This is a genomic window from Shinella kummerowiae (assembly GCF_009827055.1).
GTDB classification, from domain to species: domain Bacteria; phylum Pseudomonadota; class Alphaproteobacteria; order Rhizobiales; family Rhizobiaceae; genus Shinella; species Shinella kummerowiae.
This window is the reverse complement of sequence record NZ_WUMK01000001.1, coordinates 377,660-390,951: the sequence shown is the minus strand read 5'-3', so window position 1 is coordinate 390,951 and position 13,292 is coordinate 377,660. Positions and strand designations below refer to the sequence as shown.

Here is a 13,292-nt window from a genome sequence, read left to right as displayed (position 1 = left end):
GCCATGCTGGCGCAGCTATCGATCCGCGATATCGTCCTGATCGAACGGCTCGATCTCGCTTTCGAGCCGGGCCTTTCCGTGCTGACCGGCGAGACCGGTGCTGGCAAGTCCATTCTTCTCGACAGTCTTTCGCTGGCGCTTGGCGGGCGGGGCGACGGGTCTCTCGTGCGGCATGGCACGGAGCGCGGCCAGGTGACGGCCGTCTTCGATGTACCGCTGAGCCATGCCGCCCGTGCGCTGTTGCGCGACAACGGCATCGATGACGACGGTGATCTCATTTTCCGCCGCCAGCAATCTGCCGACGGTCGAACCAAGGCCTTCGTCAACGACCAGCCGGTATCGGTGCAGCTGATGCGGCAGGCCGGGCAGTTTCTTGTCGAAATCCACGGTCAGCACGACGACCGCGCGCTCGTCGATACCGATGCGCACCGCCTGCTGCTCGACGCCTTCGGTGGTCTCGGCGAGGCGGCGGGGGACGTCGGCACGCTCTATCACCAGTGGAAGGACGCCGACCGCACGTTGCGCCGCCACCGCGACAAGGTGGAGGCTGCCGCCCGCGAGGCCGACTACCTGCGTTCCTCGGTCGAGGAGCTGGAAATTCTTTCGCCGCAGGATGGCGAGGAGGACGCGCTTGCGGAAACCCGCGCCCGCATGATGAAAGCCGAGCGCATCGCCGGCGACATCAACGAGGCGAGCGAGTTCCTGAACGGCCATGCCTCGCCGGTGCCGCTCATCGCCGCGCTGGTCCGCCGCCTGGAGCGCAAGAGCCATGAAGCCCCGGGTCTCCTTGAGGAAACGGTCGAACTGCTCGACGAGGCGCTGAACCAGCTTTCCAACGCCCAGATGGCCGTCGAGACGGCGCTGCGCAAGACGGAATACGATCCCAAGGAGCTGGAGCGCACGGAAGAACGGCTGTTTGCACTCCGCGCCGCTGCCCGCAAATATTCCGTTCCCGTCACCGGCCTGCCGGCACTTGCCGCCCGGATGATCGCCGACCTTGCCGATCTCGACGCCGGCGAGGAAAAGCTGGTGCAGCTTCAGGCCCGGCTCAGCGAGGCACGCCTTGCCTTCGAGATGGCGGCTCGTTCGCTTTCGGAAAAGCGCCACCACGCCGCCGATGCGCTTGCCGCTGCGGTGATGGCGGAGCTGCCGGCGTTGAAGCTGGAGCGCGCCCGCTTCACCGTCCAGATCACCACCGATCCGGAAGGCGGAGCGGAGGAGGGGATCGACACTGTCGAGTTCCACGTCCAGACCAATCCCGGCACGCGTCCCGGCCCGATCATGAAAGTGGCCTCCGGCGGGGAACTGTCGCGCTTCCTGCTGGCGCTGAAGGTCGCGCTCGCCGACCGTGGTTCGGCGCCCACGCTGGTTTTCGACGAAATCGACACGGGCGTCGGCGGCGCGGTGGCTGATGCCATCGGCCAGCGCCTGAAGCGGCTGTCCTCCACCGTGCAGGTGCTTTCCGTCACCCACGCGCCGCAGGTGGCTGCGCGCGCCGCGACCCATCTCCTGATTTCCAAGGGGCCGGTCGAAGGCAGCGAGACCGTCGCCACGCGTGTCGCCCGCATGGACGACAGCGCACGCACGGAAGAGATCGCCCGCATGCTCGCCGGCGCGTCCGTGACGGATGAGGCGCGTGCGGCGGCAGCGCGGTTGCTTTCCGGCGGTCTGTGAGCGTCGCGCGGCGCTCGCATCTTTTCTTTCGCCAGCTTTGCTCTAAAACCTGATGCGAATCCGGAGCACGTCATGGCGAACGCAAAAACCCCTGTCGAAAACCTGACCGAAGACGAAGCCGCGGCGGAGCTTGCCTTTCTGGCGGCGGAGATCGCGCGCAATGACGACCTCTATCACGGGCAGGACGCGCCGGAGATTTCGGATGCCGACTACGACGCGCTGAAGCGGCGCAACGAGGCGGTCGAGGCGCGGTTTCCCGCCCTTGTGCGTGACGACAGTCCGTCGCGCCGGGTGGGCTCGGCGCCGCTGCCGACCTTCGCGCCGATCACCCATTCCCGCCCGATGCTGTCTCTCGACAACACCTTTTCCGACGAGGACGTGCGGGATTTCGTCAATTCGGTCTACCGCTTCCTCGGCCGCCTGCCGGACGAATCGATCGCGTTTACCGCCGAGCCGAAGATCGACGGCCTCTCCATGTCGATCCGCTACGAAAACGGACGGCTTGTCAGCGCCGCGACGCGCGGCGACGGCACGACGGGTGAGAACGTCACTGCCAATGTGCAGACGATCGGCGAGATACCAAACCGCCTGCCGGCCGGCGCGCCCGCCGTCGTCGAGGTGCGCGGCGAAGTCTACATGGCCAAGAGCGACTTTCTGGCGCTCAACGAGAAGATGGCGGCGGAGGGCAAGCAGACCTATGTCAATCCGCGCAACACCGCCGCCGGCTCGCTGCGCCAACTCGATGCAACGGTGACGGCCAGCCGCAAGCTGCGCTTCTTCGCCTATGCCTGGGGCGAAATGTCGGAAATGCCGGCGAACACGCAGTACGGCATGATCGAGGTGCTGAAATCCTGGGGTTTTCCCGTCAATCCGATGACGCAGCGGCTGTCCCGCGTCGATGACATCATCGCGCATTACCGCGAGATCGGCCTTGCCCGCCCGGACCTCGACTACGATATCGACGGCGTCGTCTACAAGGTCGACGAACTGGCGCTTCAGGAACGTCTGGGCTTCCGCTCCCGTTCGCCACGCTGGGCGACGGCGCACAAGTTCCCGGCCGAACAGGCCTTCACCACTGTCGAGAAGATCGACATCCAGGTGGGGCGCACCGGTGCGCTGACGCCCGTCGCTCGCCTAACCCCCGTTACGGTCGGCGGCGTGGTCGTCACCAATGCGACGCTGCACAATGCCGACTATATCGAAGGCATCGGCAACAGTGGCGAGCGCATTCGCGCGGAAGACCATGACATCCGCATTGGCGACACCATCATCGTGCAGCGCGCCGGTGACGTCATCCCGCAGGTGCTGGATGTGGTGATGGAAAAGCGGCCGGCCGGGACGGAGCGCTACCAGTTCCCGAAAACCTGCCCGGTCTGCGGCAGCCATGCCGTGCGCGAGCGCAACGAGAAGACGGGCCGGCTCGATTCCGTCACGCGCTGCACCGGCGGCTTCGTCTGCCGGGCGCAGGCCGTGGAGCACCTGAAACACTTCGTCTCGCGCAATGCCTTCGACATCGAGGGACTGGGCGCCAAGCAGATCGACTTCTTCTTCGAGGCGGAGGATCCGTCGCTTGCGGTGCGCACCGCACCGGACATTTTCACGCTGGAGAAGCGGCAGGCCGATTCTCTGACCAAGCTCGAAAACATCGACGGTTTCGGCAAGGTCAGTGTGCGGAAGCTTTATGACGCCATCGACGCCCGCCGCTCGATTGCGCTCAACCGTTTCATCTACGCGCTCGGCATCCGCCATGTCGGTGAAACGAACGCCAAGCTTCTGGCGCGTGCCTATGGCACCTACGCGGCGTTTGAGGAGGCGATGAAGGCTTCCGCGTCACTGACAGGCGAGGCGTGGACCGAGCTCAACAGCATCGACGGCATCGGCGAGGTCGTGGCCCGGGCGATGGTGGAGTTCTACAAGGAGCCGAGAAACCTCGACGTGATGGCCCGGTTGCTGGACGAAGTGACGCCCGAGGCCGCCGAGGCTGTCGTCGTGACCTCGAGCCCGGTTGTCGGCAAGACGGTGGTGTTCACCGGCTCGCTGGAAAAGATGACGCGTGACGAGGCGAAGGCCATGGCCGAGCGGCTGGGCGCGAAAGTGGCAGGCTCGGTTTCCAAGAAGACGGACCTCGTGGTGGCGGGACCGGGGGCCGGCTCCAAGCTCGACAAGGCGAAGGAGTTCAATGTCGAGGTGATCGACGAGGACGGCTGGCTCGATCTCATCAAGGGATCGTGACGGTCGAGCCGCGCACGAGGAAGCGGCCGTCGAAGGTCATGGGGACGCCCTGGCCGGCATTGTAGTCGACCGTGCCGCCGATATAGGCGTGCATGTGCAGATGAGGTTCGGTCGAGTTGCCTGAATTGCCGACGCGGCCCAATGTTTGGCCCTGCGTGACGATCCCGCCGCCGGTCACGGCAATCGAGCCTTTCTCGAAATGGGCAAGCATGATGCGTGCCGTACCGCAGGCGAGGATGATGTAGTTGCCGGGCGGCTCCTCTGTATTCGTCTGTGAGATACGGTTGTTTTCCACGCCATCATGGGTCGAGATGGCGACGCCGGTGCAGGGGCTCTTCACCTCCCGATCATAGACGACATAGTCGGAGAGGTTCTTCGGCATGAGCCCGCTGGCCCGCGCGCCGAGAGCGTTGAGTGCGACAATGTCGAGCGCGAAGCGCTGGCTCTGGTCGGCGTGGTGATGATTGATCGATGTCGTGCTACCGCCCTGACCGATGTAGTAGGTGCCAGCACCGAAGGGAAAGGCGAGGTTCACCGCTGTTTCCTGATAGCCGTAGCCCGAAAGCGCCCGCGCCGTCAGTGCCAGAAAGAAAACGGCCATCGCTGCAGTGAACCCATGGCTGCGGACCATTGAGGTGGATGTGTCCCACGCACGATTGTAGACGCGCGTAAAGGAGAGGGCAGCGCAGGCGAGGAAGAGTATGGGCAGAGCGACCGCCAGAGCAGAACTCAAAAAGTCCCAGCGGCCGATGACGGAGATGAAGGCGACGTAGCAGGCGCCGTAGAACACGCGCATCGCCCATGCCAGCCTGTCGGCCGGGCGTGGCAGCCAGAGCCAGACCAGGAAGAAGGCCGGCAGGAGGATCTGGGTCGTCAACAGGATGAGAATTGGCATGTCCATGGTTCGAACCTTGCGGGATCAGCCATGTCCTTCCTCACCGCTGGACACGGGCATTTGACCTTTGCTCAACCCATGCCGGCGAAATTGGTTCCGCTTTCTGGAGGATCCTCCACAACTTACCGTCGTTTCTAGGGATCGGTATAACCCGCAGCGCGGATATCGACCCTGCGGCCGGCCGGCTCGTTCCGGAAAAGGATGGCACCGGTCGATTTGGATTCGGCTGCCACATAGTCGAAGACGATGTGGTTTTCCTCGATCACCCGGTCGCCATCCATCAGCCGGCCGATGACGGTGACGGAGGCGGCTGTCGTCGTGGCGGCGTTGTGGATGTCGAAGGCTACGCGATAGCCGTTGCCGGTCTTCTCCGTCGTCAGCACGGCGATCGTGAGGTCCGGCGGCGTTGCCTCCCGCGTAAAGGCTTCCCAGCCGATCCAGCCAAGCAGACCGGCGACGAGGAGGGCGGAAACGATGCCCGTCAGCCATTCGACCCAGTGCGGATCGTGGCGTTCGCGATGGCGGCCCTGTTCGGATCTTGTCATGCTTGCCTCACAGGATCAGGCGCGCGGCAGCCGCGCCGAGTGCGGCGGGAAAGCCGAGCACGATGACAGAGAGCATGATCTCCAATGCGGAACTGTCGCCAAGGCGCTCGAAGATCCAGAGGGTGAAAATGCTGATCGACAGGGCGATGACGTAGCCCGGCAGCGTGAAGCGCACGAAGGCATGCCACCAGGGTGTTTCCGGCGAAAGCTCATGTCCGCCGATGAAGGAAACGGCGTAGACGAAGCCGTGCATGAGCGCGATGGACAAGACGGCGACGATAAGCGCATGCCAGATCGTCATCCTGTAGGCGAGCACGATCATCTCGTCGGTCGGAGCGATGTTGAGCGAGAGGAAGAGGGCGCCTGCGGCCATCATCAGCAGTTCGCCGTGATAGCGCGTCTCCTTTGTGTCGTCGCCATCTTGGTCGTCATGGCCGAGCTGGCTGCGGCCGAGCATGGCGCCGATACTGGCCGGCACCGATTGCAGCGCGACCTTGCCGACGAGTTCGCTTGCCGGCATCCCGCCGCGCAGGAGACCGAGTGCGGTCAGCACCACGAGGCTGGTCATGATGCCGATGCCATAGGCAATGACGGCGTCGCGGACCGCTTCTCGCCAGGTAAACGTCTCCTCGAAGCCGATGCGGTGGGCAAGCAGGATGAGCAGTGGAATGTTGAGGAGGAGAAGCAGCAGCAGGCGTTCGCGCGCCATGTAGAAGCCGAGATACCACATTTCCATGGTCATCAGCATGGGCAGCGCCAGGAAGAGCGCGCCGCCGACACCGCGGCCGAGGCCGGTCACGAAGCGGTTGAATTCGTCCTTGTCGCCATCGGCCGGTCTGTCGCCGTCGGCGTTTACCGCATCTTGTGCCATGAAATCCCCCGCGCAAAGCGCGAAGGTAACGTGGCGCGGAGACTAAAGTTCCGCGCCACTGCAGTCGTCAGAAGCGATCGGGCTTGCCCTTCGGCTTTTTCGCTCCGCCTTCCGGCTTGGCGAATTTTTCACCCGGCTTGCCCTTGAAGGGTTTTGCGCCGGCAAAGGGTTTTGCGGGCTTCTTGGCGCCGTCGTCGCGGTCCTTCCAGTGCGGCTTTGCCGCCGCACCTTCCGGCCGGTCGCCGTCACGCTTCTTCTCGAAGCGGGGCTTCTTGTCGAAACCACCCTTCTTCTCGAATTCGCCCCTGGGCTTCCAGTCGGCGCGGCGTTCCTCGCTGCGGGCCGGCTTGTCGTAGCGCTGGGTCTTTTCGCCCGGCGTGCGGCTATAGGCCTGCGGCGTGAGATCGGGCTGGCCGTCGAGCCGGGTCACGCGGATGCCGCGCTCCAGCATGCTGGCCGGGCCGAGTGCGCCGAGGAAGCCATCGGCGGCATCGGCGGAGATTTCCACATAGGTCTCCTCCGGCTGCATCTTGATGGCGCCGATCTCGTTCTTGGTGATGTTGCCATTGCGGCAGAGCATCGGGATCAGCCAGCGCGGCTCGGCACGCTGCTTGCGGCCGACGGAGATGGAGACCCAGATGCTGGAGCCGAAACTGTCACGCGGGCGCTTGGTTTCCGCCGGAATGAAATCGTTGCCGCGCTCGCGCGGCTTGCGCTGCTCGAGCGAGACCTCGACCAGGTCTTCCGGCGCCGAACGACCGGCCTTGAAGAAACGGGCGACGGCGGCGGCGAGCTGCCTGGCATCGAAGCGCGCGAGCAGGGCGTTGATGGTTTCGCCCTCGTCTTCGCTGATCGTGTCCGTCAGCATCGGGTCGGCGAGCAGGCGCTCGTCGTCACGGCGCAGGATGTCCTCGGCCGACGGCGGCTTTGCCCAGTCGGCCTTGAGGTTTGCGATCTGGAGCAGGCGTTCCGCCTTGCGGCGGGCGCTGAGCGGCACGATGAGGGCGCTGACGCCCTTGCGGCCGGCGCGGCCCGTACGGCCGGAGCGGTGCAGCAGCGTGTCCGGATTGGTCGGCAGGTCCGCATGGACCACGAGTTCCAAATTCGGCAGGTCGATGCCGCGGGCGGCGACGTCGGTGGCGATGCAGACGCGGGCGCGACCGTCGCGCATCGCCTGGAGCGCGTGGGTGCGCTCGTTCTGGCTGAGCTCGCCGGAAAGGGCAACGACCGAGAAACCGCGATTGTTGAAGCGGGCCGTCAGGTGGTTCACCGCCGCGCGGGTGGAGCAGAAGACGATGGCCGTCTGCGCGTCGTAGAAGCGCAGCGTGTTGATGATGGCGTTCTCGCGGTCCGAGGGGGTGCAGACGAGCGCGCGGTACTCGATATCGACATGCTGCTCGCGTTCGGCAGCCGTCGAGATGCGCATCGCATCGCGCTGGTAATTTTTCGCGAGCGCTGCGATTTCCTTCGGCACGGTGGCCGAGAACATCAGCGTGCGGCGATCTTCCGGTGCTGCTTCGAGAATGAATTCGAGGTCTTCGCGGAAGCCGAGGTCGAGCATCTCGTCGGCCTCGTCGAGCACGACGGCACGAATGGCGCTGAGATCGAGATTGCCGCGGGTGATGTGGTCGCGCAGACGGCCCGGCGTGCCGACGATGATGTGCGCGCCGCGTTCCAGCGCGCGCCGCTCGTTGCGCACGTCCATGCCGCCGACGCAGGAGGCGATGACGGCGCCGGTCATCTCATAGAGCCACTCAAGCTCGCGCTTGACCTGCATGGCAAGCTCGCGGGTCGGCGCGATGACGAGCGCAAGCGGGCTTGCTGCGCGATCGAAGCGCTCCTCGCCGTCAAGCAGCGTCGGGGCGATGGCGAGACCGAAGGCGACGGTCTTGCCGGAGCCGGTCTGGGCGGATACCAGCGCATCGGCGTTGCCGATCTTCGGATCGGAGACGGCGACCTGCACCGGGGTCAAAGTGGTATAGCCGCGTTTGTCCAACGCCTTTGCCATCGCCGGAGCGAGGCCTGCAAAACTCGTCATATGGGGTCTTTCGGAATTCGGGTTCCGCGGCGATCTGGCGCCGCACTCTGCGCTCGTTCATATCGGGCGTGCTGACGCGCTCTCTACTCGGCATTGGGCGAAATGTACAGTGCGCAAAACGCAAAGCTGCCCAGCCGGTTAAGCGAAGGGGCGCAAAACCGTTTGCCGATTGTCTTTTTGCGCTGCACAAGATAGAAAACGGCGCCCCTTGAAGCGGTCCGCAGAGGTCGTACGGGTGGTATCGCCCGCGGGAGAGGGCGAGAGCAAGGAGGAGCCCGTCGATGCAGACTTTCACCACCATCGCGGATTTGCGCGCGGCGTTGGCGCCGCACCGGCTGGACGGCCGCACGATCGGCCTCGTGCCCACCATGGGCTACCTTCATGTCGGCCATATGGAGCTTGCCCGCCGGGCGCGCGCCGACAACGACATCGTCGTCGCCACCATTTTCGTCAATCCGCTGCAGTTCGGCCAGAACGAGGATCTTGCGCGGTATCCGCGCGATCTCGCCCGCGACCAGGCGATGCTGGAAGCGGAAGGCGTGCATTATCTCTTCGCGCCGGGCGTCGCGGACATGTATCCGCGGCCGATGGAAACCGTGGTCGACGTGCCGACGCTGGGCGCCGAGCTGGAAGGTTCCGTGCGCCCCGGCCATTTTGCGGGCGTCGCGACGGTCGTCACCAAGCTTTTCAACATTGCCGGGCCGGATCGCGCGTACTTCGGCGAGAAGGACTTTCAACAGCTGACCATCATCCGTCGCATGGTCGCGGACCTTGCCCAGCCCGTCGAGGTAATCGGCGTGCCGACGGTGCGCGAGGCGGACGGGCTCGCCTATTCGTCGCGCAATGTCTATCTCTCGGCGGAAGAGCGTGCTGCCGCCGCCATCGTGCCGCGCGCGCTGGATGAGGCCGCACGGTTGATCGCGGCGGGCGTGACCGGCGCGAAGGCGCTGGAGGAGAGCGTGACCGCCTTCCTCCGCGCCGAGCCGCTGGCCAGGCCGGAAGTGGTCGCCATCCGCGATCCGGAAACGCTGGCCGAAATCGACAGGATCGGCGAAAAGCCGGTTCTTTTGTTGCTTTTCGTGCGCTTTGGGGGCACGAAACTCCTCGACAACCGGGTCATCGACCCAAAAAACGTGAAAACTGCAAAGGTAGCGTGACATGAGCGTACACACTGCGAAACGCCGTCTGGCGCCGTCCGACATCAAGGCCCTCAAGGGTGAACGTCCCATCGTCAGCCTCACCGCCTATACGACGCCGGTTGCCAAGCTCATGGACCCGCATGTCGATTTCATGCTGGTCGGCGACAGCCTCGGCATGGTGCTGTACGGCCTCGATTCCACCGTTGGCGTGACGATCGAGATGATGATCGCACACGGGCAGGCCGTCATGCGCGGCTCGTCCAACGCCTGCGTCGTCGTCGATCTGCCGTTCGGCTCCTACCAGACATCGAAGGAGCAGGCGTTCACCACCGCCGCCCGTGTGCTGAAGGAAACCGGCTGTTCTGCCATCAAGCTCGAAGGCGGGGCGGAAATGGCCGAGACGGTCGATTTCCTGACCCAGCGCGGCATCCCGGTTCTGGGCCATGTCGGTCTGATGCCGCAGCTCATCAACACGACCGGCGGTTACCGCTCGCTCGGGCGCAATGACAAGGAAGTCGAAAAGATCCGCCGCGACGCCGCCGCAATCGACGACGCCGGCGCCTTCGCCATCGTCATCGAGGGCACAGTCGAACCGCTGGCGCGCGAGATCACCGGCAAGGTCAAGGCGCCGACCATCGGCATCGGCGCATCGCCGGCCTGTGACGGCCAGGTGCTCGTGGTGGACGACGTGCTGGGCATCTTCACCGATTTCAAGCCGCGCTTCGTCAAGCATTTCGCCAATCTGGCGCCGGTGATGAGCGAAGCCTTCGCGACCTACGCCGAAGAGGTGAAGGCACGCAGCTTCCCGGGCCCGGAGCACACGTTCCAGCTCAAGAAGGGCTGATCATCAATCAGCGCCAGGCGATGACCGGCGCTGATCGATCAATGAAACTGAACGGTCCATCAGGTATATTGGTTTGCTGGTGGAGCGTCGCTGTTCTATGGCTGCGCCATTGCAACACAGAGCAGACCCATGACCCCCGCCACCAAAGATGAAGTCCGCGACGCCTTCCGGCGTGGCATTGCCGTTGCGATTGCAGCCGCGCCGTTTGCCGTGCTGTTCGGCGCCGTTGCCGTCGACAACGGGCTGACCATCGCCGAGACGGCGCTGATGAGCGCCACGCTCTATGCCGGCGCGAGCCAGCTTGTCGGTGTCGAGCTGTTCAACCACAATGTCGCGCCATGGCTGGTGGTGCTGTCCATCTTCGCGGTCAATTTCCGGCACGTGCTCTATTCGGCGGCGATTGCCGCCCATATCCGCCATCTGACCTTCTGGCAGAAGGCGACGTCGCTCTTCCTGCTGACCGACCCGCAATTCGCCGAAACCGAGCGCCGCGCCGATGCGGGCATCCGCGTCAGCTATGTCTGGTCCATGGTGCTCGGCCTCAGCGTCTATGTGCCGTGGCTGTGCCTGACGATCGTCGGCGGCTTCCTCGGCAACCTGATCGGCGACCCGAAGGCGATCGGCATCGATGTGCTGTTGCCGATCTATTTCATGGGCCTCGTACTTGGCTTTCGCAGCCGGGCAAACTGGCTGCCGGTGGTGCTCGCGTCAGGGGCAGGCTCAATTCTGGCCATGCACTTTGTCGGTTCGCCCTGGCATGTCAGCCTCGGCGCGCTTGCCGGCGTCGTGGTGGCTGCGCTCATGCCGCTCGACGGCAAGGAGAGCGAAGTGGCGATCGGCAAGACAGCGGAAGGGGAGGCGTGACAATGGACACCATGTTCCACCTGCAGACGCTCCTGATCATCGCAGCCGGAGCGATCGCGACATACCTGACCCGCGTGGGCGGCTACATCTTCATCACGCGCATGAAACGCATTCCGCCGCGCGCAGAAGCAGCGCTGAACGCCGTACCGGCGGCCGTGCTCACCACGCTGGTGGCGCCGGCTGCCGTAACGGGTGGACTCGACGTGAGCCTGACGATGGCGGTCGCCTTCTTTGCCGGATTGCGCGTCTCGCTCCTGCCGATGCTGGGCATCGGCTGGATCGTCGTCATGACTTTGCGTCACCTTATCGGCTGATCGCCGCCGTCGCCTTTTCGAGCCAGGTTTTCGTTGCGTCATCCGACAGCAGCGGCAGGAGCTTTTCGCGCGTTTCCGCGTGATAGGCGTTGAGCCAGGCAAGCTCCTCCTCCGTCAGCAGCGCTGTCAGAATGAGGCGGCGGTCGATCGGGCAGAAGGTCAGCGTTTCGAAGCTCGCCATGTCAAGGTCGCCACCTTCTACCGGGGCCGCCGGCAGGACGTGGATCAGGTTCTCGATGCGAATGCCGAAGGCGCCCGGGCGGTAGTAGCCCGGCTCGTTCGAGAGGATCATGCCTTCTAGCAGCTCCTGCGTCGAAAGCCGCGAAATGCGCTGCGGGCCCTCATGCACGGACAGATAGGAGCCGACGCCATGGCCGGTGCCGTGCGCGTAGTCGGCGCCTGCCTTCCAGAGTGCGATGCGGGCGAGCGGATCGAGGTCGCAGCCGCGCGTGCCCTTGGGGAAACGGGCCGTGCTGATGGCGATCATGCCCTTCAATACCAGCGTGAAGAAGCGTCTCTCTTCCTCCGGCACTGCGCCGATGGCGACCGTGCGGGTGATGTCTGTCGTGCCGTTGATATATTGCGCGCCGGAATCGATGAGGAACATCGTGCCGGGCTCGATGGTCGCGTCGCTGTCGGTCGTCACGCGATAATGCATGATGGCAGCATGCGCGCCGGCGCCGGCAATGCTGTCGAAGGACACGTCCTTCAGCGGGTTCTGCTGGCGCTCGCCGACGCTGCGGCGAACATCCTCCAGCTTCTTCGTCACGCTGATCTCGGTCTGCGAACCGGGTGTGGTGCTGTCCAGCCAGGCGAGGAACTCTACCATGGCGGCACCATCCTGCAGGTGGGCGCGGGCCGAGCCCTGAAGCTCCACGGCGTTCTTGCAGGCACGGGGCAGGCGGGCCGGATCGATCGCCTCGACCAGCGTGCCGCCCTTGGCGCGCACGATCTCGGCGAGCGCGAAGGGGGCCTGGTCGGGATCGATCAGGATGCGCTTGCCCTCGGCCGCCAGCGCGGCAATGCGTTCGTCGAACTGCGACGGCGGCACGAGGTCGGAAAGCTGGGTGAGATAGGCTTCCGGTTCGATACTGGTCTTGCGTTTGTCGAGGAAGAGGAGGGGGCGGCCGCTTGCCGGGATGATGGCGCGGGCGAGCGGATGCGGCGTGTGCGGCACGTCGCTGCCGCGGATGTTGAAGATCCAGGCGATCGAGGAGGGGTCGGTGACCGCGAGGACATCGGCGCCGGCCGCAGCCGTGGCTTCCGCCATGCGCACCAGCTTGTCTTTGGCAAGTTCGCCCGCATGGTCGATGGCCTGGATGGTGACGCGGCCGAGCGGTTCGGCGGGGCGGTCGGTCCAGATACGATCGAGCGGATTGTGCGGCAGCAGGACGAGCGCGCCACCGGTGCCGGTCAGCGCCTTTTCCAGCCGTCGCACGTCCGCGCCGGTGTGCAGCCACGGGTCGATGCCGAGCCTGAAACCCTTCGGGGCGTGGTTTTGCAGCCAGAGATGCGGCGGCTCACCGACGAGGTCGCCGCCGGTGAAAACGCTGCCGTCGACCTGCTCAGCCAATTGCGTCACGTAGCGGCCATCGACGAAAACGATCGCCTGGTTGCGCATGACGAGCGCCACGCCCGCCGACCCGGTAAAGCCGGTGAGCCAGGACAGGCGCTCGGCCGAGGCAGGCACATACTCTCCCTGATATTCATCGGCGCGCGGCACGAGAAAGCCGTCGATGCCGAGGGCATCGAAGGCGGCACGCAGCGCATCTGCGCGCTTGCGGCCGAACTGGGGCGTGGATTTGACGTCGAAACTCTGGAACATGACGAGGCTTTCGGTAAGGCAATGAATCGTGCCGGCAATCTAGCCCATTGG

At 64.9% G+C, this 13,292-nt stretch carries 11 protein-coding genes; 6 read left to right on the top strand and 5 right to left on the bottom strand.

Annotated elements, in window-relative coordinates; translation table 11 throughout:
* The first annotated feature begins 3 nt into the window (after nucleotides 1-3).
* Nucleotides 4-1,674, top strand: coding sequence for a DNA repair protein RecN (gene recN, locus GR138_RS01830; RefSeq protein WP_160856901.1), 1,671 nt, complete (start codon nucleotides 4-6; stop codon nucleotides 1,672-1,674).
* 72 nt (nucleotides 1,675-1,746) lie between these two features.
* Complete coding sequence (ligA, locus tag GR138_RS01825; RefSeq protein WP_160856900.1) at nucleotides 1,747-3,906, top strand: NAD-dependent DNA ligase LigA; 2,160 nt, start codon at nucleotides 1,747-1,749, stop codon at nucleotides 3,904-3,906.
* Here the strand turns inward: ligA and GR138_RS01820 are convergent.
* The 4 genes from GR138_RS01820 to GR138_RS01805 all read right to left on the bottom strand — a co-directional run bounded on the left by GR138_RS01820 (nucleotide 3,893) and on the right by GR138_RS01805 (nucleotide 8,255).
* Nucleotides 3,893-4,807, bottom strand: a complete 915-nt coding sequence (locus GR138_RS01820) for a M23 family metallopeptidase (RefSeq protein WP_160856899.1) — start codon at nucleotides 4,805-4,807, stop codon at nucleotides 3,893-3,895. The genes ligA and GR138_RS01820 overlap by 14 nt on opposite strands.
* A gap of 128 nt (nucleotides 4,808-4,935) precedes the next feature.
* On the bottom strand, nucleotides 4,936-5,346 hold the full coding sequence (locus GR138_RS01815; RefSeq protein ID WP_160856898.1) for a TIGR02588 family protein: 411 nt from the start codon (nucleotides 5,344-5,346) through the stop codon (nucleotides 4,936-4,938).
* A 7-nt stretch (nucleotides 5,347-5,353) separates the two neighbouring features.
* Nucleotides 5,354-6,217: a TIGR02587 family membrane protein gene (locus tag GR138_RS01810; RefSeq protein WP_160856897.1), complete on the bottom strand. Its 864-nt coding sequence runs from the start codon at nucleotides 6,215-6,217 to the stop codon at nucleotides 5,354-5,356.
* Nucleotides 6,218-6,284: 67 nt separating this feature from the next.
* Nucleotides 6,285-8,255, bottom strand: a complete 1,971-nt coding sequence (locus tag GR138_RS01805; RefSeq protein ID WP_160856896.1) for a DEAD/DEAH box helicase — start codon at nucleotides 8,253-8,255, stop codon at nucleotides 6,285-6,287.
* A gap of 281 nt (nucleotides 8,256-8,536) precedes the next feature.
* Between GR138_RS01805 and panC the strand changes: the two genes are divergently transcribed.
* The 4 genes from panC to GR138_RS01785 all read left to right on the top strand — a co-directional run bounded on the left by panC (nucleotide 8,537) and on the right by GR138_RS01785 (nucleotide 11,416).
* Complete coding sequence (panC, locus tag GR138_RS01800; RefSeq protein ID WP_160856895.1) at nucleotides 8,537-9,412, top strand: pantoate--beta-alanine ligase; 876 nt, start codon at nucleotides 8,537-8,539, stop codon at nucleotides 9,410-9,412.
* A 1-nt stretch (nucleotide 9,413) separates the two neighbouring features.
* Nucleotides 9,414-10,238, top strand: coding sequence for a 3-methyl-2-oxobutanoate hydroxymethyltransferase (gene panB, locus GR138_RS01795; RefSeq protein ID WP_160856894.1), 825 nt, complete (start codon nucleotides 9,414-9,416; stop codon nucleotides 10,236-10,238).
* A gap of 129 nt (nucleotides 10,239-10,367) precedes the next feature.
* Complete coding sequence (locus GR138_RS01790) at nucleotides 10,368-11,102, top strand: AzlC family ABC transporter permease (RefSeq protein ID WP_160856893.1); 735 nt, start codon at nucleotides 10,368-10,370, stop codon at nucleotides 11,100-11,102.
* Between the two features lie 2 nt (nucleotides 11,103-11,104).
* Entirely contained in the window at nucleotides 11,105-11,416 is a 312-nt protein-coding gene (locus GR138_RS01785) for an AzlD family protein (protein ID WP_160856892.1), read from the top strand.
* Here the strand turns inward: GR138_RS01785 and GR138_RS01780 are convergent.
* Nucleotides 11,406-13,241, bottom strand: a complete 1,836-nt coding sequence (locus GR138_RS01780; protein ID WP_160856891.1) for an aminopeptidase P family protein — start codon at nucleotides 13,239-13,241, stop codon at nucleotides 11,406-11,408. The genes GR138_RS01785 and GR138_RS01780 overlap by 11 nt on opposite strands.
* Nucleotides 13,242-13,292 lie beyond the last annotated feature (51 nt).